23 protein-coding genes and 1 other annotated feature are annotated in these 21,635 nt (G+C 47.0%); of the genes, 1 reads left to right on the forward strand and 22 read right to left on the reverse strand.

Features of this window, described 5'->3' with window-relative positions; genetic code table 11:
• Position 1: 1 nt before the first annotated feature.
• The 19 genes from rpoB to CS562_RS30865 all read right to left on the reverse strand — a co-directional run bounded on the left by rpoB (position 2) and on the right by CS562_RS30865 (position 17,565).
• Positions 2 to 3,547, reverse strand: coding sequence for a DNA-directed RNA polymerase subunit beta (gene rpoB / locus CS562_RS30775; RefSeq protein WP_076292163.1), 3,546 nt, complete (start codon positions 3,545 to 3,547; stop codon positions 2 to 4).
• Positions 3,548 to 3,939: 392 nt separating this feature from the next.
• Positions 3,940 to 4,557 carry a class I SAM-dependent methyltransferase gene (locus CS562_RS30780; protein ID WP_076292162.1) on the reverse strand — a complete coding sequence of 206 codons (618 nt, stop codon included), beginning with the start codon at positions 4,555 to 4,557 and terminating at the stop codon, positions 3,940 to 3,942.
• A gap of 96 nt (positions 4,558 to 4,653) precedes the next feature.
• On the reverse strand, positions 4,654 to 5,016 hold the full coding sequence (gene rplL, locus CS562_RS30785) for a 50S ribosomal protein L7/L12 (protein WP_076292161.1): 363 nt from the start codon (positions 5,014 to 5,016) through the stop codon (positions 4,654 to 4,656).
• A 72-nt stretch (positions 5,017 to 5,088) separates the two neighbouring features.
• Entirely contained in the window at positions 5,089 to 5,592 is a 504-nt protein-coding gene (rplJ, locus tag CS562_RS30790; RefSeq protein ID WP_076292160.1) for a 50S ribosomal protein L10, read from the reverse strand.
• Positions 5,593 to 5,615: 23 nt separating this feature from the next.
• Positions 5,616 to 5,764: a sequence feature (ribosomal protein L10 leader region), on the reverse strand.
• Positions 5,765 to 5,831: 67 nt separating this feature from the next.
• Positions 5,832 to 6,524: a 50S ribosomal protein L1 gene (gene rplA / locus CS562_RS30795; protein WP_024633597.1), complete on the reverse strand. Its 693-nt coding sequence runs from the start codon at positions 6,522 to 6,524 to the stop codon at positions 5,832 to 5,834.
• A gap of 95 nt (positions 6,525 to 6,619) precedes the next feature.
• Positions 6,620 to 7,045 carry a 50S ribosomal protein L11 gene (gene rplK / locus CS562_RS30800; protein WP_076292159.1) on the reverse strand — a complete coding sequence of 142 codons (426 nt, stop codon included), beginning with the start codon at positions 7,043 to 7,045 and terminating at the stop codon, positions 6,620 to 6,622.
• A gap of 68 nt (positions 7,046 to 7,113) precedes the next feature.
• A complete protein-coding gene (gene nusG, locus CS562_RS30805; RefSeq protein WP_024633599.1) occupies positions 7,114 to 7,647 on the reverse strand; it encodes a transcription termination/antitermination protein NusG in 534 nt (177 codons plus the stop codon).
• A gap of 22 nt (positions 7,648 to 7,669) precedes the next feature.
• On the reverse strand, positions 7,670 to 7,861 hold the full coding sequence (secE, locus tag CS562_RS30810; protein WP_024633600.1) for a preprotein translocase subunit SecE: 192 nt from the start codon (positions 7,859 to 7,861) through the stop codon (positions 7,670 to 7,672).
• Between the two features lie 21 nt (positions 7,862 to 7,882).
• Positions 7,883 to 8,032: a 50S ribosomal protein L33 gene (rpmG, locus tag CS562_RS30815; protein WP_072735843.1), complete on the reverse strand. Its 150-nt coding sequence runs from the start codon at positions 8,030 to 8,032 to the stop codon at positions 7,883 to 7,885.
• A gap of 304 nt (positions 8,033 to 8,336) precedes the next feature.
• Positions 8,337 to 8,981 (reverse strand): RNA polymerase sporulation sigma factor SigH, encoded by a 645-nt coding sequence (gene sigH, locus CS562_RS30820; protein ID WP_024633601.1) that lies wholly within the window; start codon positions 8,979 to 8,981, stop codon positions 8,337 to 8,339.
• Between the two features lie 171 nt (positions 8,982 to 9,152).
• Positions 9,153 to 9,674: an NYN domain-containing protein gene (locus CS562_RS30825; protein ID WP_076292158.1), complete on the reverse strand. Its 522-nt coding sequence runs from the start codon at positions 9,672 to 9,674 to the stop codon at positions 9,153 to 9,155.
• 5 nt (positions 9,675 to 9,679) lie between these two features.
• A complete protein-coding gene (gene rlmB / locus CS562_RS30830) occupies positions 9,680 to 10,426 on the reverse strand; it encodes a 23S rRNA (guanosine(2251)-2'-O)-methyltransferase RlmB (RefSeq protein WP_062329492.1) in 747 nt (248 codons plus the stop codon).
• An 86-nt stretch (positions 10,427 to 10,512) separates the two neighbouring features.
• Positions 10,513 to 11,037 carry a Mini-ribonuclease 3 gene (locus tag CS562_RS30835; protein ID WP_257219661.1) on the reverse strand — a complete coding sequence of 175 codons (525 nt, stop codon included), beginning with the start codon at positions 11,035 to 11,037 and terminating at the stop codon, positions 10,513 to 10,515.
• Positions 11,034 to 12,434 carry a cysteine--tRNA ligase gene (gene cysS, locus CS562_RS30840; protein ID WP_099859247.1) on the reverse strand — a complete coding sequence of 467 codons (1,401 nt, stop codon included), beginning with the start codon at positions 12,432 to 12,434 and terminating at the stop codon, positions 11,034 to 11,036. Before cysS ends, CS562_RS30835 begins: the two co-directional genes overlap by 4 nt.
• Before the next feature lie 29 nt (positions 12,435 to 12,463).
• Entirely contained in the window at positions 12,464 to 13,129 is a 666-nt protein-coding gene (gene cysE / locus CS562_RS30845) for a serine O-acetyltransferase (RefSeq protein ID WP_099859248.1), read from the reverse strand.
• A 594-nt stretch (positions 13,130 to 13,723) separates the two neighbouring features.
• Positions 13,724 to 15,187, reverse strand: a complete 1,464-nt coding sequence (gene gltX / locus CS562_RS30850; protein ID WP_076292154.1) for a glutamate--tRNA ligase — start codon at positions 15,185 to 15,187, stop codon at positions 13,724 to 13,726.
• 33 nt (positions 15,188 to 15,220) lie between these two features.
• Positions 15,221 to 15,697, reverse strand: a complete 477-nt coding sequence (gene ispF, locus CS562_RS30855) for a 2-C-methyl-D-erythritol 2,4-cyclodiphosphate synthase (protein WP_053779226.1) — start codon at positions 15,695 to 15,697, stop codon at positions 15,221 to 15,223.
• A complete protein-coding gene (gene ispD / locus CS562_RS30860; RefSeq protein ID WP_099859249.1) occupies positions 15,694 to 16,386 on the reverse strand; it encodes a 2-C-methyl-D-erythritol 4-phosphate cytidylyltransferase in 693 nt (230 codons plus the stop codon). Before ispD ends, ispF begins: the two co-directional genes overlap by 4 nt.
• 93 nt (positions 16,387 to 16,479) lie before the next feature.
• Positions 16,480 to 17,565, reverse strand: a complete 1,086-nt coding sequence (locus tag CS562_RS30865; RefSeq protein WP_076292152.1) for a PIN/TRAM domain-containing protein — start codon at positions 17,563 to 17,565, stop codon at positions 16,480 to 16,482.
• A gap of 174 nt (positions 17,566 to 17,739) precedes the next feature.
• On the opposite strand from CS562_RS30865, the gene CS562_RS30870 reads away from it, so the two are divergent.
• The gene (locus tag CS562_RS30870; RefSeq protein WP_024633611.1) at positions 17,740 to 18,135 is read left to right on the forward strand and encodes a nucleoside triphosphate pyrophosphohydrolase family protein; all 396 of its coding nucleotides are present in this window, start codon (positions 17,740 to 17,742) and stop codon (positions 18,133 to 18,135) included.
• 122 nt (positions 18,136 to 18,257) lie between these two features.
• Here the strand turns inward: CS562_RS30870 and pssA are convergent, their stop codons facing one another.
• From pssA to radA, 3 genes are read right to left on the reverse strand one after another with little or no spacing between them, the layout of a single operon-like run.
• Positions 18,258 to 18,989 carry a CDP-diacylglycerol--serine O-phosphatidyltransferase gene (gene pssA, locus CS562_RS30875; protein ID WP_076292151.1) on the reverse strand — a complete coding sequence of 244 codons (732 nt, stop codon included), beginning with the start codon at positions 18,987 to 18,989 and terminating at the stop codon, positions 18,258 to 18,260.
• Positions 18,990 to 19,032: 43 nt separating this feature from the next.
• Positions 19,033 to 20,109: a DNA integrity scanning diadenylate cyclase DisA gene (gene disA, locus CS562_RS30880; protein ID WP_076292150.1), complete on the reverse strand. Its 1,077-nt coding sequence runs from the start codon at positions 20,107 to 20,109 to the stop codon at positions 19,033 to 19,035.
• A 13-nt stretch (positions 20,110 to 20,122) separates the two neighbouring features.
• Positions 20,123 to 21,490 carry a DNA repair protein RadA gene (gene radA, locus CS562_RS30885; protein WP_063567409.1) on the reverse strand — a complete coding sequence of 456 codons (1,368 nt, stop codon included), beginning with the start codon at positions 21,488 to 21,490 and terminating at the stop codon, positions 20,123 to 20,125.
• Between the last annotated feature and the right edge of the window lie 145 nt (positions 21,491 to 21,635).

Raw genomic sequence — 21,635 nt, forward strand, 5'->3', positions numbered from 1 at the left:
GTTACTCCGCTCCGACCTCTGTACCCTCAAGGTTGAGGCTGAGCTTATCGCTCGCAGCGTCATCTTCATCGTCCATTTCTTTCATTTCAATCTCTTGCTCATCTTCGCTCAAAATCTTAACGTCCATACCCAAGCTTTGCAGCTCTTTGATCAATACTTTGAATGATTCAGGAACACCTGGTTCAGGAACATTCTCACCTTTGACGATGGACTCATACGTTTTCACCCGACCTACAACATCATCGGACTTAACAGTCAAGATTTCTTGCAGTGTATAGGCCGCACCATAAGCCTCAAGCGCCCATACTTCCATCTCCCCGAAACGTTGTCCACCGAACTGGGCTTTACCACCCAGAGGCTGTTGCGTAACGAGTGAGTAAGGACCTGTGGAACGAGCATGGATTTTATCGTCAACCATGTGCGCCAGCTTGATCATATGCATGACGCCGACAGTAACTTCACGTTCGAACTCTTCTCCCGTACGACCGTCGTACAGAACGGTTTTACCATTTCGCTGCATACCTGCTTCTTCCATCGTATCGAAGACGTCATACTCCTTCGCTCCGTCGAATACAGGAGTAGCTACGTGAATACCGAGCTGCATGGCTGCCATACCCAAGTGAACTTCAAGTACTTGACCAATGTTCATCCGGGAAGGTACGCCCAGCGGGTTAAGAACGATTTGAACTGGTGTACCGTCCGGCAGGAAAGGCATATCTTCTTCCGGCAGGATACGGGCCACGACCCCTTTGTTACCGTGACGTCCGGCCATTTTATCACCTTCGGAAATTTTCCGTTTTTGAGCGATATAGACACGAACGAGTTGGTTAACACCTGGAGGCAGTTCATCACCGTTTTCACGGGTAAAGACTTTTACATCAACTACGATACCGTCAGTACCGTGAGGTACACGCAGGGAAGTATCACGTACTTCACGTGCTTTCTCACCGAAGATCGCATGCAGGAGACGTTCTTCTGCAGTCAGTTCCGTTACACCTTTTGGTGTTACTTTACCAACCAGAATGTCGCCAGCACTGATTTCAGCACCGATACGGATAATACCACGCTCATCCAGATTACGAAGCGCTTCTTCCCCTACGTTCGGGATATCACGCGTGATCTCTTCAGGTCCGAGCTTAGTATCACGTGCTTCTGACTCATATTCCTCGATATGAATGGATGTATACACATCTTCTTTAACGAGTTTTTCGCTGAGCAAGATCGCATCCTCGTAGTTGTAACCTTCCCAAGTCATGAAAGCAACAACTACGTTACGTCCAAGTGCCAATTCACCCATTTCCGTCGAAGGACCGTCTGCAAGGATGTCGCCAGCTTTGACAACAGCACCTCTTTTGACAATCGGACGTTGGTTAATGCATGTTCCTTGGTTCGAACGCATAAATTTGTGTAATTTATATTTAACGATATCGCCTTTGACTTCTTGACCATCAACTTCTTCAACACGACGCAACCAAATCTCATTCGCAGAAGAACGTTCAATAATCCCGTCATATTTGGAGACAATACATACACCGGAATCTTTCGCGGCTTTATGTTCCATACCTGTTCCGACGAGCGGAGCTTTAGGAATCAAGAGTGGAACGGCTTGCCGCTGCATGTTCGATCCCATGAGCGCACGGTTGGAGTCATCGTTCTCAAGGAACGGAATGAGCGCTGTAGCGACAGATACAACTTGCTTAGGAGATACGTCCATGTAGTCAACACGTTCACTCGGCATCGTAAGGATGTTATCCGACTGCTTGTTGTAACGTACAATGATCGCTTCTTCAGCAAAAGTACTGTCTTCATTCAGCTTCGCATTCGCTTGAGCAATTACATAGTTGTCCTCTTCGTCTGCTGTCAGATAATCGATTTGCTCGGTTACGACACCAGTCTTCGGATCGACCCAGCGATAAGGAGCTTCGATGAATCCATATTCGTTCACACGGGCAAATGTCGACAAGGAGTTGATCAAACCAATGTTTGGTCCCTCTGGTGTCTCGATTGGACACATCCGGCCATAGTGGGATGGATGCACGTCACGGACTTCCATGCCGGCACGCTCACGTGTCAAACCACCCGGTCCGAGTGCGGACAGACGGCGTTTATGCGTCAACTCACCCAGTGGGTTCGTTTGATCCATAAACTGTGACAATTGCGAGCTACCGAAGAACTCTTTAATGGATGCGATAACAGGACGTATGTTAATCAAAGCCTGAGGCGTGATTACGTTAGCATCCTGGATGGACATTCTCTCACGAACTACACGTTCCATACGGGATAAACCGATACGGAATTGGTTTTGCAAGAGTTCACCAACCGAGCGGAGACGACGGTTACCCAGGTGATCGATATCATCTGTGCTTCCGATGCCATGCAGAAGGTTAATGAAGTAACTGATTGAGGAAATGATATCAGCCGGTGTAACGTTCTTCACTGATTTATCAATGTTAGCATTGGCAATCAGTTTAACGACCTTACCATCCTCAATTGGTGAAAACACATCAATTGTTTGCATCGGGATATCATTGGCATCCAAAACGCCGTTAGCAACGTGATATGTGCGGAAACCAACACTCTTCTCTAGTTGCGGCATGATTTCATCCAACAGACGACGGTCTATCATTTGACCTGCTTCAGCGATAATTTCGCCAGTTTCGGTATCTACAAGAGACTCAGCCAAACGTTGGTTGAACAAACGGTTCTTGATGTGCAGCTTTTTGTTGATTTTGTAACGACCTACATTAGCCAGATCATAACGTTTTGGATCAAAGAAACGAGCTACAAGCAAGCTTTTCGCATTATCTAGCGTTGGTGGCTCGCCCGGACGAAGACGCTCATAAATCTCAATCAGCGCTTTCTCCGTTGAATCCGTATTGTCTTTGTCCAGTGTATTGCGGATATATTCGTCATTACCGAGCAGATCCAGAATCTCAGCGTCTGTGCCAAAACCAAGTGCACGCAGGAGAACCGTCACCGGTATTTTACGTGTACGGTCGATCCGGACGTAAACAACATCCTTCGCGTCCATCTCCAGTTCGAGCCAAGCGCCGCGGTTAGGAATAACTGTAGCGGTATACGTTTTTTTGGCGTTTTTATCTACTTTGGTACTGAAGTAAACGCTAGGAGAGCGAACCAACTGGCTGACAATAACCCGTTCCGCACCATTAATAATAAATGTGCCGGTGTCGGTCATCAGCGGGAAATCTCCCATGAATACTTCCTGCTCTTTGACTTCGCCGGTTTCCTTATTAATGAGCCGGACTTTGACCCGAAGCGGTGCTGCATAAGTAACGTCACGCTCTTTCGCGTCGTCTACTGTATACTTCGGTTCACCGAGACTGTAATCGATAAATTCCAAAATCAAGTTACCTGTAAAATCCTGGATCGGCGAGATATCCTGGAACATTTCGCGCAACCCTTCCTCCAAAAACCAATCGTAAGATTTTTGTTGGATCTCAATCAGGTTCGGAACTTCGAGTATCTCGTTAATTCGTGCATAACTGCGCCGAGTGCGTCGACCATATTGAACAAGATGTCCTGCCAACTTAAACTCACCCCTCAATGTCTACTCACTTTAAAAATTTCGTTGCGAACCTCTGTTTGTAACCTTATAATGGTACACATACAGAGCAAAGCAATGCATCCACAAATAAAGAAAAGCCCTTACTCGAATGTCGTTCGAAAAAAGAGCAACTTTGATCGGCGGATGTCTTTCCAAATCATACTTATCCCCAGTTTGCCCAAAATGTACATATTATACGCCAAACGTAGGCATAATAAGCCCGTTCGGCGTAAAAAAGGTTGACATTTTTAGTTAGCTAAAGCCAAATAGGGCATCTTAATACTGACATTTTACAATAATACCACGGCCTGAATTTCAAGTCAATAGTCCTATTGCAAAAAAAATGCTGCCCTGCTTACTTTACAAATTAGGATTTAGCCTAAAGGCGCCTCTTCCAATTTTACCGCTTTGAAAATTCGGTAGCCTTTATCCTTCGTTACTTCCTCCACTCGTCCAAAGAGAGATTCCAGCTTCGCTTTTGCCGAAGGTGCCCCCTGCTTTTTCTGAATGACAATCCATAACGCTCCGCCCATCTTCAAATGACCATAAGCCTGTTCAAAGATCGTGTGTACGGTATCCTTACCCGCACGGATCGGAGGATTGGTTAGAATCGCGTCAAAGTCTTCCTTTTTAACTTCAGCCAGAAGATTGCTTTGCATAACTGTTACATTCGTTATGCCGTTCGCTTTTGCATTTTCCTTGGAAAGCTCAACCGCTCTCTCATTGATATCGATCATGGTGACATGTCCATCCGGTACAAGTTTAGCTGCCGTAAGACCAATGGGTCCATATCCGCAGCCCACATCCAGTACATGAGCTCCAGCAGGCAACTCTATAGCATCAATCAACACTCTGCTGCCGTAATCGATTCCGTTTTTGGAAAATACCCCTGCATCCGTAACGAGTCGTAATTTCCATCCGCGTAGCTCCGCTTCTGTAGCCCGTCTGTCATGTGCCACTTGCGGTTTGTCCGAATAATAATGATTGGACATGTCCTCACTCACTTTCCTTATACAATTACAGCAACAAACCCCTTGATATAAGTCAAGGGGTTTGTTGTTTTGTTCATCTAGCTAATGAAAGCTAAATTATTTAACTTCGATTGAAGCGCCTGCTTCTTCAAGCTTAGCTTTAACCGCTTCTGCTTCTTCTTTGCTTACTTTTTCTTTCAGTGGTTTTGGAGCGTTGTCAACCACTTCTTTTGCTTCTTTCAGGCCAAGACCTGTGATTTCACGAACTGCTTTGATAACGTTGATTTTGGAAGCACCAGCGCTAGTCAAGATTACGTCGAACTCGGATTGCTCAGCTTCAGCTGCAGCAGCTCCGCCACCTGCAACAGCTACTGGAGCTGCAGCAGTTACGCCGAATTCTTCTTCGATTGCTTTAACGAGATCATTCAATTCCAGTACAGTCATGCCTTTGATTGCTTCCAAGATTTGCTCTTTACTCATGATTGAACCTCCATATATAATATTATTTTTTTGTATTTCATCACTGCCTAAGCAGCATTCAGATCAAGTTGCTTACGCGCCTTGTTCTTCTTTTTCAGCAACAGCTTTAACCGCAAGCGCGAAGTTGCGCACTGGCGCTTGAAGCACGCTGAGGAGCATGGAAAGGAGACCTTCGCGGGATGGCAATTCTGCCAACGCTTTGACTTCTTGTACTCCAATTACGCGACCTTCTACAACTGCACCTTTCAATTCCAGTGCATCGTTCTTTTTCGCGAAGTCGTTCAGAATTTTGGCTGGAGCCACTACGTCGTCTACGCTGAATGCAATTGCACTAGGACCTGTCAGTACTTCGTTAAGTTCTGTCAGTTCTGCTGCAGCTGCTGCGCGGCGAAGCAACGAGTTTTTCAGCACTTGGAATTCGATTCCGGCTTCACGAAGCTGCTTACGCAGCTCAGTTACTTGGGCAACGTTCAAACCGCGATAGTCAACAACAACGCTAGTAGCGCTCTCGCGCAATTTTGCTGTTACTGCATCAACGGACTCTTGTTTTGCTTGAATCACTTTTGCGTTTGCCAAACTGTACACCTCCTGATCAAATTTATCCCATTAAGAAAAGCCTCCGTAGAATCACGAAGGCTTGATATATACTCATAACCGATTTTCATCGTTCTAAGTTCTATAATCACACCTCGGCAGGAAATTAAGCCATAAAGGCACCTACTGTCTACGGTAAGCATATTCAAATGTCAACGGTCAGTCACTCGGACTCACAACTTTTATAGATTATCAGAACAGGACAAGCCTGTCAAGTGATATTATCTAAAAGATGCTGCGTTCACGCGTGCGCCAGGGCCCATCGTTGAAGAAAGACTTACATTCTTCAGATAAACACCTTTTGCTGCCGCCGGTTTAGCACGAGTCAAAGCATCCATGAGAGCTTTAAGGTTCTCATTCAATTGCTCTGCTGAGAAAGAAGCTTTACCGATCGGTGCATGAATTTGACCTGCACGATCCAGACGATATTCGATTTTACCGGCTTTAATTTCTTGAACAGCCTTGGATACATCGAAAGTTACCGTTCCGGCTTTAGGGTTAGGCATCAGACCTTTACCGCCGAGCAGTCGGCCCAATTTACCTACTTCACTCATCATGTCCGGTGTCGCTACGCAGACGTCGAATTCGAACCAGCCTTGTTGGATTTTGTTGATCATGTCTGCATCACCAACATAGTCCGCGCCAGCCGCTTCCGCTTCTTTCGCTTTGTCACCTTTTGCAAATACCAATACGCGTTGTGTTTTACCTGTGCCGTGTGGCAAGACAACAACACCACGTACTGCCTGGTCTTGTTTACGTGGGTCAACACCCAAGCGTACTGCTGCTTCGATAGTTTCATCGAATTTTGCAGTGGCTGCCTTTTTCACAAGCTCTACAGCTTCTGAAGGCTCGTAAGTTGCTTCGCTGTCAATCAGCTTAGCAGCTTCCAGGTATTTTTTACCGTGTTTAGCCATGTTATATTCCTCCTTTGTGGTGTTAGCGGATATACCTCCCACATCAACCGGCCGCGAATCGACCGGCTTTACGAAGCCATGTTTCAGATGAAAAATTAGTCTTCGATGGTGATACCCATGCTGCGGGCAGTACCTTCGACCATACGCATTGCAGACTCAACGTCAGCAGCATTCAGGTCAGGCATTTTTGTTTCCGCGATTTGACGTACCGCATCACGTTTAACGGTAGCGACTTTTTTCTTGTTCGGTTCGCCGGATCCTTTTTCTACTTTAGCTGCCACTTTCAACAGAACTGCTGCTGGTGGAGTTTTAGTAATGAAAGTAAAGGAACGGTCTTCGAATACTGTGATTTCAACAGGAATAATCAATCCCGCTTGATCGGCTGTACGAGCGTTGAACTCTTTACAGAATGCCATGATGTTGACACCTGCTTGACCCAAAGCTGGACCTACCGGAGGCGCTGGATTCGCTTTACCTGCTGGAATTTGCAGTTTTACCATTTTGATTACCTTTTTTGCCATGATTGACACCTCCTTGCAAAATAGTGGTTAACGGGCCTCACAGCCCTCCCACAAGAAACTTGAAGAGACTATATCTTCTCCACTTGCGTGTATTCCAACTCAAGCGGTGTTTCCCGTCCAAACATGTTCACGTGCACTTTCAACTTGCTTTTGTCTACCAAGATTTCTTCCACGGAGCCCACAAAATTCGCAAAAGGACCAACTTTAATACGTACGGATTCCTTAATATCGAATTCAATTTTAGGCTTCGGCTCAACCATGCCCATGTGCTTCAGAATTTGTTCCACTTCTTCAGGCAGCAAGGCTGTTGGTTTGGACCCGGAACCTGTCGAACCGACAAATCCCGTAACACCTGGCGTGTTGCGAACAACATACCAAGAGTCATCCGTCTGGACCATTTCCACCAAGACATATCCGGGGTAAACTTTACGCATAACGGTTTTTTTCTTACCGTCTTTGTTTACCACTTCTTCTTCCATAGGAACAAGAACGCGGAAAATCTTGTCTTCCATGCCCATGGACTCTACGCGTTTTTCCAAATTGGCTTTGACCTTATTCTCATACCCTGAATAGGTATGAACGACGTACCATCTTTTTTCCATATCAAGCCACCTGGGACCCTTCTTAAATAATCGCTTCGATCACAGCGGAGATGCCGATATCAACGACCCAAAAAAACAGCGTCATAACCACAACAGTACCAAGAACGATCAATGTGTAGTTGGTCAGCTCTTTACGATTAGGCCAGCGAACTTTTTTAAGTTCAGCCCAGCTTTCAGAGAAAAAGGAAATCAGAGATTTGAAACTACGTTTCACGCCGACTACACCTCCAAAAAACTATCTGGTTTCGCGATGAGAAGTCTGCTCGTTACAAAACTTGCAAAATTTCTTCATCTCCATGCGGTCGGGGTGATTACGCTTGTTTTTTGTCGTAGTGTAATTTCTTTGTTTGCAGTTTGTACAAGCCAAAGTAATAATTACCCGCATGATGTACACCTCCCGAAGACTTCCACATTCAAGCGGAGTCTCTAAATTGATCCTAAAAAAAAGCCGCGAATTTAGGCCTACCTAAAACACTTTATCATAAGGGTATAACCATGTCAATGAAAGAATAGCCTTTCATCAATGGGTAAAAAGTTCCTATCAAACACATTCAGTTTCTCATCTCTGTTTTTCTCTTCTCCTGCATGGACCAAGCGATTACTAGTATAATCATTCTTTAACTTTATAAACTTGAGGCAGCAAAAAAAGACTCAAACCCCGAGCCTTTTCCTTCAACGACAACATGTGTTCAATTATCTCGAACTTCCAGGTACTTTTCAAGTTTACGCTTGACGCGCTGAAGTGCATTATCAATGGACTTTACATGCCTGTCCAAATCTACTGCAATCTCTTGATAAGATCTCCCGTCCAGATACAACATCAATACTTTACGTTCCAGATCACTCAGAATCTCAGACATCTTATCTTCCAGGCCCACAAACTCTTCCTGATTGATGATAAGCTCTTCCGGATCGCTGACCTGTGTTCCACAAATCACATCGAGTAACGTACGATCGGACTCTTCGTCATAAATAGGTTTGTCCAGTGATACATAAGAATTAAGCGGAATATGCTTCTGACGTGTTGCTGTCTTGATTGCCGTAATAATCTGTCGTGTAATACACAACTCGGCGAAGGCTTTGAAAGAAGCGAGCTTGTCCCCTTTAAAATCTCTAATAGATTTATAGAGTCCAATCATTCCTTCTTGAATGATATCTTCCCGGTCAGCCCCAATCAGAAAATAAGATCTTGCCTTGGCGCGTACAAAGTTACGATATTTGTTAATCAAAAACTCCAGCGCTTCGCTTTCACCTTCACGGACCGCTTCGACAATGTCTTCGTCACTTTGGTAATCATACTTGGATAACATGATATCTTTGAGGTCGACACTCACAGACAATCCCTCCGGCTGCAACGCAAGGTACCCCGTTACTCTACTCTATGAAATATAGGATCAGTATATATGATGGTACCTCACACCGTCAACCACGCTCTGCCTAAAAAAGAACATCAATAACATAATTGTCAAGAGTTTCAAAATTCTAATTTTTGTAAAAGCGTGCTGTTATTCCCGGCGCCATCGCTCAAATTGCTTCAAAACATCCGGACTTAACTTGCCGCCAAGTGTATTTCGCGTTGCTTTAGCTTGATCTTCTTCCAGACGTTTCTGTAACTCTTTTTCGTTCTGCTCTACTTCGATCAGCAATTCCCTTGCGGATACACGTAGAGCTCCTTGTCCAAAAATGACATGCTGCTCTACCATATCGCTTGTAGCCACATAGATTTGGCGTCTTCGCGTGCTTAGTTCCCGAACGAGTCTCTCAATGCATTCGTCTGCCGTCTCTTTTTCCTTTGTAAAAAAGATCTGCACTTTGCTCTGTGTAAAGGATTTACCGAGTCCAGGCACGAGGTAGGCGTCAAAAACAACAATGACTCTCCGGCCAGAGAATGCCTGATAGTCGGCTAGTCGAGAGAGAAGCCTGTTGCGGGCCTCCTCCAATCCACTCTCCGCCAATCTGGATAGCTCCGGCCAGTCACCAATCATGTTGTACCCGTCTACAAGAAGCACATCACGGGAATCAGCCATATCTTCTAGTCCTGCGCTTGGCGCGAGCGGAGCACTTCATACATGACAACACCCGCTGCCACGGAAGCATTCAGGGAATTAATCTGACCTTGCATCGGCAATTTGATCAACACATCGCATTTCTCACGAATGAGTCGTCCCATTCCCTTGTTTTCGTTTCCGATCACGAGGGCTACCGGGCCTGTAAAGACTCCGTTACCAAACACGCTCTCCTGAGCAGCCACATCGGTACCTACGACCCACACGCCCTCTTCCTTGAGACGGTCAATGGTTTGACCCAGATTGCTTACACGAGCCACTGGCACATACTCCACCGCACCTGCTGATGTTTTGGATACGGTCACTGTAACTGCAGCTGAACGCCGTTTAGGTACAATGACACCATGTGCACCTGTGCAGTCAGCCGTCCGCAAAATGGATCCAAGATTATGTGGATCTTCAATCTCATCCAACAAAATCAAAAATGGATGTTCATTTTTTGCAGCCGCTGCAGCAAGAATGTCCTCAACCTCCACATAAGCGTAAGGAGCCGCTTGTGCTACCACGCCCTGGTGTTGAATGCCCGGAACCGTTTGATCCAGTTTACGCTTGTCCACGTGTTGAATGACAATCCCTAGTTTTTTTGCTTCCGCAATAATGGGCTGCGTCAAATGTTTTTGCGCTGTATCTGCAATCCATATTTTATTAATGGTCCGGCCTGAACGCAACGCCTCCGTCACGGAGTGTTTACCGGCGATCCATTCTTCTTCCATCTTTGTTCGATCCTCTCTATAACGCCCTGTGATATACTGCACCCTATTCGGCACATCTTACAGAAGCGGCTTTGTTGTAATTTATATTATTTTGTCGGTGAATGCGAATGTTCTTCCGCATGCTGGATGCCCTTGCGAATTAATTCAATCATGCGATCATGCCGACCACTGCTATACAGGTAACCGATCAGACACTCCAAAGCTGTGGCATGTCTATATTCCAAAACATCTGCGTTTTTGGGAATACTGCCAGACTTGGCATTACGACCTTGTCTGACAATGTCACGTTCTTCCTCGGTCAGCTCAGCCTCAATACCTGTGAGGATACGGCTCTGTGCCTTCGCCGATACCAAACCCGTCGCACTACGGTGCAGATGGTTGGGACGCATATTGGCTTTGGACAACAGATACTGGCGTACGGCTACCTCATATACCGCATCACCAATGTAAGCGAGAGCGATGGGAGGAATTAACCGTGCAGGCCGAGAGGGCGGATAAGGAAACCACCCTCCCTGGTCAACGCTCAGAGATTGTTCATCTGTCTGTTGTTCTTCCCGTTGCTCGGCATGTTCGACGGATTCAGACAACTTTTTCAGTTGCTCTTCGCTCATTTGCGGCGCCATCTCATTCCTTGAGCCGTATCCTCAAGCAAGATACCCTGCGCAGACAGTTCATCCCGAATTTCATCAGCCCGCGCCCAGTTTTTGGACTTGCGCGCTTCGTTACGTTCTTCAATTAGACGTTCGATTTCTTCGTCCAAAAGCTCCGGTTCAGCCTCGGTATAGATGCGAAGCACCGCATTCAGCTCACTGAATAATTCCAGCAGGGCGCGAATGTCCGCAGCGTTTACCACATCTTGCTGCAACAGTTGGTTAGCTTCCCCAGCCCATTCAAACAGTGCCGTAATCGCATCAGGCGTATTGAAGTCGTCCTGCATTTTCTCATGATACTGCTGACGAATCTGCTCCAGTCTCGTTGCAAACTCTGCTGACACAGCCTGATCCACGCTCACAGCTTGCAAGCGATGATTAAGGTTACCTACAGCATTGGCAATCCGGTCCACACTATTCTGTGCCTGTTCCATCGTATCTTCCGTGAAGTTCAACGGATTGCGATAGTGAGTAGACAACATGAAATAACGAATGGCTTCGCGTTTATATTGATTGCGAAGGTCTTTAACAAGCACTCCGTTACCGAGTGATTTCGACATTTTTTCGTTATCAATACGAATAAATCCGTTATGCATCCAGTAGTTTGCCAGTGGTTTGCCAGTCAACACCTCGGATTGAGCGCATTCGCACTCATGGTGCGGGAACTGCAAATCCTGTCCTCCGCCGTGAATATCCAACGTATCCCCCAAGTATTCCCGTGCCATGGCAGAGCACTCGATATGCCAGCCCGGACGACCATCCCCCCATGGACTGGACCAGAATATCTCACCTGGCTTCGCAGCTTTCCAAAGTACGAAGTCTTCCGGATGCTCTTTGCGCTCATCTACACCAATGCGGATTCCAAACTGTAATTCCTGAAGGTTTTGCTTCGATAATTTGCCGTACTCCGCGAATTTGCCTGTACGATAATATACGTCACCGCCATTTTCATAGGCGAAGTCCTTTTCAACCAATTCACGGATAAAATCAATAATAAGCGGCATGTTTTCCGTCACTCTTGGATTACTGCTTGCCTTCGGAATACCCAGCCCTTCGAGATCCTCGTAGTAAGCTGCAATAAACTTTTCTGCGACATGAGGAACATCCGTACCAAGCTGCTCGGCCTTGCGAATGAGTTTGTCATCCACATCCGTGAAGTTCACGACATAGTTCACTTCATGACCTGTCTGTTCCAGGTATCCGCGAACCGTGTCGAAAAAGATAACTGGACGTGCATTCCCGATATGAATGTAATCATATACTGTCGGCCCGCACACATACATTTTCACTTTCCCCGGCTCTTGAGGAACAAAATTCTCTTTGGTACGACTCATCGTATTGTAAATTTGAAGCGTCATAGTCACTTTCCTTTCATCCGTTTCCATCATTATTCTATTGTACCACGGGAATACTCACTTTCATGTGTACTCTGCAGAGTACGCACTTCTTCACGCAATCGTTCGATTTCTTGCTGCATCGTGCGCAGGGAATCGATGACCGGATCGGGAAGCTGCTGATTCAGACGGTCCACCCGGCGGCCATCCTGCTTCACAATTCTGCCCGGTATGCCTACAACGGTGCTGTTCGAAGGAACTTCCTTCAGTACAACAGAGTTCGCACCAATATTACATTGATCCCCCACGCTGAAGGAACCTAGCACCTTCGCCCCGGATGAGATAACCACATTATTTCCAATTGTCGGATGTCTCTTCCCTTTTTCTTTACCCGTTCCACCAAGTGTGACCCCCTGATAGATGACAACATCATCGCCAATTTCACATGTTTCCCCAATCACGACGCCCATGCCATGGTCAATAAACAACCGATTGCCAATTGTAGCCCCGGGATGGATTTCGATGCCTGTCATAAAACGGCTGACCTGTGAAATAAACCGGGCGAAAGAAAACCATTTCCGCTTGTATAAAAAGTGTGCCACCCGGTGCGCCCATATCGCATGCAGCCCCGAGTAGGTAAATACAACTTCAAACCATCCCCGGGCCGCCGGATCGTTTTCAAACACCGCCTGGATATCTGATCTGATCTTCTTGAACATGCTCGTTCCCCTCTTGTTCAGGTCTTCGTCCTCCGGCTTACCGGACGGCGCGGCCCTCATGGTAGTGTACTTCCGACTCGACCTAAATAGAAAACGCCCCTGCAGCTATTAAGCTGCAGAGGCGTTTATCGCGGTCCCACTCTGCTCGGTTCATGCCTTAACATACAAGAACTGGGAAGTTTGTTATAGCCTCCTCATATCCTTGCACAAGAATGAACCCTCAACAGTTCCGTAACGGGAACCAACCGTCACAACCTATCCTGACGTTTTCCTCTCTCCTACATAACGAGAGGCGGGGCCGGATTCGGCTATGCAGCTCACGGGTGCATTTCGACTGACGGACAGCGGATGGCTCACAGCCACCGCAGCAAAGAATCCTGTTCTTTACTGCGGGGCCATCCTCTCTGAATCTGTCCGGTTCAGCCTACTTCTCCCGGTCTTTGCTGTTTTTATGATGAATGATAAAATCATACCATTTAACCTTTGTGTTGCTATTATAGCGAAAAGGTTATGGACTGACAACAATCTTCCTTCATATCGGTATAAACGAAGTTCTATCCATAAGTCCAAAGTAGACTCTAAAAGGAGCGTTTCTTATGCACCTTTTACCTGAGCATGCAATCGATCAATCACCGTATCACGACCAAGCAGTACAATCGTTTGGTTCAGATCACGGCCATGAGTCTGTCCTGTCAGAGCTACACGAATCGGCATAAACAACTGTTTACCCTTAAATCCGGTCTCTTTCTGAACTTCTTTGATCAGCGCAGCCATTTTGCTTGGTGTAAATTCGTCGCTAGCCTGTACTTTATCAGCAAATGCCTTCAGAACGGTTGGTACCTGCTCCTCAGCCAGTACAGCAGCTCCTTCACTTTCCAGCTCCAGGTGGGAACGGAAGAACACTTCCGACAATTCCACGATATCGGAGGCAGAATTCATTTGCTCCTGGTAGAGATGAACAAGCGTATATGCCCATTCTTTCTGTTCAGGTGAGAGCTCAGCAGCAATACGTCCCGCCTTTTGCAGATGTGGAATTGCCATTTCGGCAATGCGATCCGGGTCCGCATTTTTGATGTAATGGTTGTTCAAGTGAGCCAGCTTGTGGGTATCAAATACCGCCGGACTCTTGGACAGACGCTTCGTATCAAAAATGGAGATTAACTGCTCCTGCGAGAAGATCTCTTCTTCGCCTTCAGGGGACCAGCCAAGCAGGGAGATGAAGTTAAACATCGCTTCAGGCAGATAGCCAAGCTGATCATATTGTTCAATAAACTGAATAACGGACTCGTCACGTTTGCTCAGCTTTTTGTGGTTTTCATTCACGATCAACGTCATATGACCGAATTGCGGCGGCTCCCAGCCAAGCGCTTCATAAATCATCAGTTGACGCGGTGTGTTAGAGATGTGATCTTCGCCACGCAGGACGTGAGAGATCTTCATCAGGTAATCATCCACAGCAACTGCATAGTTGTACGTGGGAATGCCGTCTTTTTTCACAATAACGAAGTCGCCGGATTCCTTGCTGTTGAAAGAGATTGTTCCTTTGACCATGTCATCAAACGTATAGATGCGTTCTTCCGGTACACGGAAACGAATACTCGCCACACGGCCTTCCGCTTCAAATGCGCTCTGTTGCTCCGGTGTCAGATCACGGTGTTTACCCGAATAACGCGGAGTTTCTCCACGTGCTGTCTGTTCCTCACGTTCCTGCTCCAGCTCTTCTTCAGTACAGTAACAGCGGTAAGCCAGACCTTTGTCCAGCAGCTCCTGGGTATACTTACGATAGATGTCCAAACGTTCCGTCTGACGGTATGGTCCGTACTCGCCGCCGACATCAATACTTTCGTCCCACTCGATTCCGAGCCATTTTAAGTATTTCAGCTGACTTTCCTCACCACCGGCAATGTTGCGTTTCACGTCCGTATCCTCAATACGAATAATGAATTTGCCGTTATTATGTTTGGCATACAAATAGTTAAACAGCGCCGTACGGGCGTTCCCGATATGCAGGTGTCCCGTTGGACTCGGCGCGTAGCGCACGCGAACTTCGGTGCTCATAATATCCCCTCCGTCTCTAATTGGTTGATGATATCACACGCGAACAAGGCAAACAACCGATTGGGCAGCTATTCCCTCTCCCCGTCCGGGGAATCCGAGTTGCTCTGTTGTTGTCGCTTTGACATTCACCTGAGTTACATCCGCTTCAAGTGCCTTGGCAATAACCTCGGCCATCTGCGGAACGTAAGGTGCCATCTTCGGTTTCTGTGCAATAATGGTTGAATCGATGTTCCCCAGACGGTATCCACGATCCTTCACCAACTGCCACACATGCTCCAGCAGTTTCAGGCTATCCGCATCCTTGAACTCCGGATCGGTATCCGGGAAGTGTTTGCCAATATCCCCAAGTGCAAGCGCACCAAGAATGGCATCACTGATGGCATGCAGCAGCACGTCTGCGTCCGAGTGACCCAGCAGTCCTTTTTCATAAGGGATCGTGACCCCGCCAATAATGCATGGGCGTCCCTCTACCAGTTGATGTACATCGAATCCCTGTCCTACACGTATCATCGCTTCTTCTCTCCCTTGAGCAAAAACGCGGCGTATTCCAAATCTTCCGGCGTCGTTAATTTGATATTCGTATAACTGCCTTCCACAACCTTGACCGACATTCCCTGGCGTTCAGCCAGCATTGCGTCATCCGTTCCTAGAAATCCGTCCCGGTCCGCCGATTCGTAAGCAAGTATCAGGGAAGAAAGACGAAAAGCCTGCGGGGTTTGAATGCTCCACAGACTGCTGCGGTCCGGCGTCGCCGTAACGATTCCATCCGCATTTACTTGTTTGATCGTATCCTTCACTGGAACGGCCAGTACAGCTGCTCCACCCGACATGGCGGCCTTCATACATCCCATAATCTGCTCACGGTTTATAAAAGGACGTACCCCGTCGTGAACGAGGACCCAGTCTGTCCCTAGTGCCTTAAGGCCTTCGTGGACCGAATGCTGTCTCTCTTTCCCTCCGGGGATGACACGGACATGTGATTCCAGTCGGTATTCTTTTACCCATTCCTGGCAGCGTTCAACATCGGTAGCTCCCGTGACCAGCACCATTTCGCTGACCTCGTCCATAGCCGCAAACACTTCAAGCGTATGTATGAAAACGGGCTTGTCCTGCAGCAGCAGAAACTGCTTACTCTCGGTTGTTCCCATCCGGGTCCCCCGACCTGCCGCCACAATGACAACACCCCACCCTTTATCCATGCCGCAATCCCTGCCTTGTCTGTCAGTTTACCGTTCGGAGATATAATACAGTTATATTATAAACTCTAACGATACACTACCCATCATACCGCTTTATTGGGCTTTTTCCAACAGTTTCGGCTTGGCAAAAATCATTCGTCCTGCTGACGTCTGCAGCACACTGGTCACCAGCACTTCCATCATCATGCCGATATACTCGCGTCCGCCTTCCACAACAATCATCGTGCCATCATCCAGATAGGCTACACCTTGACCGTGTTCCTTACCATCTTTGATAATCTGCACCATAATCTCCTCACCTGGCAATACCACGGGCTTAACCGCATTGGCGAGATCATTGATATTTAGCACGGATACACCTTGCAATTCACAGACCTTGTTCAAGTTGAAGTCGTTGGTGACAACTTTGCCCTGAAGAACCTTGGCGAGCTTGACCAGCTTGCTGTCCACTTCGGAAATTTCCTCGAAATCACCTTCGTAAATAAGAACTTTGACGTCCAATTCCTTCTGAATTTTATTCAGGATATCAAGCCCTCTCCGTCCTCTGTTCCGCTTGAGCAAGTCCGATGAATCGGCAATGTGCTGCAATTCCTCCAGAACAAATTCCGGGATTACAATCGTGCCCTCGATAAATCCGGTTTTGCATATATCTGCGATGCGACCATCGATAATTACACTGGTATCCAAAATTTTGTGCTCTTCCAGTCGTCTGTCTTCATCCACCTCGGGATGCCCCCAACGTCCTGACATCCAGAAGGCCGCCAGATCGTCTTTCTTCGCCATGGCAAGCATATAGCCTGTATAGCTACTTACGACCGTCAGCGCCACCTGAAGCACCTCTCCGGCCGTCCCGAGCCATGCCACACATGGATATAACAGCAAGGCCACCAACAGTCCTGCAACTGTACCCGCTGCACCTGCAGCCAATTCATTCATCGGTACTTTGGCCAAAGAATCAATACTATTATGCAGTCTGGTTGCCATTAATGTCCCACCGATGTTACACACGGACATAAACAATACAGCACCTAGTAGGGTTGATACCCCAGCCCCCAACAATCCTGCTGATTGAATCCATTCTGCCATCCAAGGGACGGATTTTCCTGCCAGATGATATGCCGTGTAGCCGAACCATGCACCGCACAATCCTGTAAAAGTTAAAATGCCTTTTTTCCACATAAGTCCCTGCACCTCCTTCAATATATCTTCATCTTTATATCCAGTATGATCCAATTCCCTGATTGCTAATCCCGCTTTTGAAGAACTTTTTGGAAATGTTGCAATCGTCAGTTGAAAGAAGGTAAATTATTGGCATATAATGAATTCAATTCATATCCCGAGGTGAGTAGCAAAATGAGTACGCTAAGTTTACAGGCTTTTCAGGATCAAGTTTCCGAGCTGTTGCTGCGTCATCGCAGCCTGATTGATGTACTGTCCAAAACAGGACAAGCCGGCGCCTCTGTCAACCGTGCCGTGTCAAAGGCCATTACCGAATGCGGCTGCATTGAGCTGCACGCCACCAAGCAGAAATATGCCCCAGAGAGCGATATTGCTCAATCAAAAGGCCTGCTGGAAACGCATGTGGAAGGTGAATTGTGCGAGAATTGCAAAGAGGTTATCAGCTCTGAACTGGGGCGGAACCTGTTTTATATGTCGGCTCTCTGCAATCTGCTGGACATCAACATGGAAGAGGTCGTAAATCACGAGTCACAGAAATGTTCGACGTTAGGGATGTTCAATTTGTCGTAAACAATACGTATTTCGTTGCAAATGGTTAAGTTACCTTATAGATTTGAAAAACAAAAATAAGCACGCATTCTCCTGTCAGGAGCGTACGTGCTTTCTTTGTATTTTCCAAAATGATGGAATACCTAGCGATCGGAAGGACGGGAAGACTTCTCTTCTTTACGCTTTTTGGCCCGGTTGCGTGAGGCTACTGTCCGCATATTATGCTTCATCCCATATAGAGCGTATAACACCAGTGGAATAAAGATCAATTTGGACAATTGTTCTGGAAACATGACCGCCACCACGATTGCGAAGACGATAACCCAAGGTGCAATCCAGATCGCTTTGCGCGGCAGACCAACCTTTTTGAAATTGGGGTATTTCAGCGAACTTACCATCAGATAAGATAACAGCAAAGTCGCAATCATCATACTCACAGGACCGATATCCTTATTAAACAGGGACAGTGTTGCCAGAACTCCTCCGGCCGCTGGAATCGGCAAACCTGTGAAGTACCCGGGGATGCCGGGGCGAACGTTAAACCGGGCAAGCCGGATAGCTCCACAAATGGGAAAGCTTGCGGTTGCGATCCAGGCGAAAACCGGAGTTGCGTCCTGGAACGAGACCATAAATATAATTAGGGCTGGAGCTGCACCAAATGAAACCATGTCAGACAAAGAATCCAGTTCTTTACCAAACTCACTCTGGGCATTAAGTGCACGTGCCACACGGCCATCCAGACCATCCAACAACATCGCAATAATGACCAAAATGGCAGCCAAACTATAATTTCCATCAATTGCAAGCAGGATTGCCATCATTCCAAGAAACAGATTACCTAAGGTAAAGAGATTCGGAATGAATCTGGTTAACATCGTTGTTTCACCTCATTATTTTCAAGCCGTTATAGGCAAACCCTTACATTTGTCTGTCAATAAACATCTGCTCCTGCAAACGCTTGAGACCTTCCTTAATGGTACGGGCGCGCACCTCTCCAATCCCGTCCACTTCGTCCAGCTCTTCAATTGTAGCCATAATGACATGAGGCAATTGTTCGAATTGATCGACCAGGTTATGGATGATGACATTCGGCAGGCGGGGTATCTTGTTTAATACCCGATATCCGCGAGGTGCAACCGAATCTTCGGACGTAGCAGCTGACGAAGGGTATCCCAGAAGACGTACAATATGATGTGCATCCAGCAATTCATCGTCCGACAATCTTTTCAGACCAACGATAATCTCACGGATTTTGTCATCACTGTCATCACGGGCATAGTCCTTATACAGTAGCCATGCTTCCTCTTCTGTTGTACCGACGAGTTCCTCCATCTGCATGGAGATGAGACGTCCCTCGTTGCCGAGTTCATGAATGTAACGCTTAATTTCCGTTTTGATGCGCATAACCATTTCTGTACGCTGAATGACATTGACCACCTCAGGAATCGTCACCAGTTCCTCGAACTCGGAGGCGCTCAGATTCGTAAGGGACTGTGTCAATACAGCTTTGTATTTCTCCAAGGTTTGAATCGCTTGATTCGCCTTGGTCAAAATAACCCCGATTTCCTTGAGGGAATACCGTAGTGTTCCTTGGTATAAGGTGATAATATTCCGGCGCTGCGATATAGATACAACTAATTTGCCTGTTTGTTTCGCGACTCGCTCAGCCGTCCGGTGACGGATCCCCGTCTCAGATGAAGAAATAGATGAGTCAGGAATGAGCTGAGTATTGGCGTATAGGATACGCTTTAAATCCTCACTAAGGATAATGGCACCGTCCATCTTCGCGAGTTCATACAGATAGTTCGGGGAGAAATCACAGTTTATCGAAAATCCTCCATCCACTACTTCCATCACTTCAGGGCTGTATCCTACAACCAGCAGTGCACCCGTCTTGGCGCGCAGCACGTTCTCCAGACCTTCGCGGAAAGGTGTACCTGGTGCGATCAGCCTTAACAATTCGTTCATATTATCCAGTTGGCTCGAATCTTTCATCTTGTTATGCCCCCTAATCTAAAGCAACCGCTAGTGCATCTGCCACGGTATTCACACCGATCAGTTGTATCCCGCGAGGATGTTTCCAGCCCTTTAAGCTTTTTTCTGGTAAAATGACACGCTTGAAGCCCAATTTTTGAGCTTCTTTCACACGTTGTTCAGCCCGTGAAACGGCCCGAACTTCACCCGTCAAACCGATTTCCCCAAAGATGACGTCATCTGGCTTGGTCGGCACATCTCTCAAGCTAGATGCGATACTTACAGCAACCGCCAAATCCACTGCCGGCTCATCTAATCTCACGCCACCAGCTACGTTCAGATAAGCATCCTGTGTTTGCAGGAACATGCCCATCCGTTTCTCCAGTACCGCAATAATCAAATTTAATCGATGGAGATCTACCCCTGTCGCCATACGTCGAGGAGAAGGGAAATGTGTGGTTGAAATCAATGCCTGTAATTCCACAAGCAGAGGACGTGTGCCCTCCATGCTGGCAACTACGGTAGAACCCGCCACACCCAGTGGACGTTCTGACAAAAAGAGCTCAGAAGGGTTACCTACTTCACGAAGTCCATCTTCGCCCATTTCAAAAATACCGATTTCATTGGTCGAACCAAAACGGTTCTTCACCGCACGTAAAAGGCGATACGTATGATGCCGCTCTCCTTCAAAATAAAGAACACAGTCCACCATATGCTCCAACATACGTGGACCGGCAATAGCACCTTCTTTCGTAACATGCCCCACAAGTACGGTTGCAATGCCTCGCCCTTTGGCGATCCGCATGAACCGTGATGTACATTCCCTTACCTGAGCTACACTGCCGGGAGCACTGGTGACTTCTGGCAGATATACGGTCTGAATGGAGTCGATGACTAGAAAATGCGGCTGGATCTGCTCCACCGCTTCCTCAACCCGCTCCATATTGGTCTCACATAGTACATATAACTCAGGAGACAGCGCACCTAGACGGTCAGCCCGCAATTTCGTTTGCTTAACTGATTCCTCGCCTGAGACATATAACACGCGCAAACCTGAATGAGTCAATGCATGAGATGTCTGCAACATCAACGTTGATTTTCCGATTCCGGGGTCTCCGCCCACCAGAACGAGAGATCCTGGAACAATTCCGCCGCCCAAAACCCGGTTCAGCTCTTCAATTCCAGTCTGTACACGCGGTTCCTGACCGCTATCTATATCTATGATGGGAAGTGGCTTATCTTTACTCTCAAAAAGAGGGGAATTTCTTCCTTGTGTTTTGACCACCGTTTCTGTTTCTTCCACCATTGAATTCCAAGACTGACAACCCGGACATTTGCCGTACCATTTGGGGGCTTCATAGCCGCATTCCGTACACTGAAACTTGGTTTTAACTTTGGCCACTTCAGCACTCCTAGGATTTATTTTATAACAGCATTTTGCATTTTTCGACGAATTTTGCCTAAACTCCCTGACGTGCAGGGTTAATAAAAGTTTACCATTGTTTGAGATTTTTCGTAAAGGATTATCGCAAACTTTACACATGTTC

The organism is Paenibacillus sp. LK1 (assembly GCF_002750415.1).
Classification (GTDB): domain Bacteria; phylum Bacillota; class Bacilli; order Paenibacillales; family Paenibacillaceae; genus Paenibacillus; species Paenibacillus taichungensis.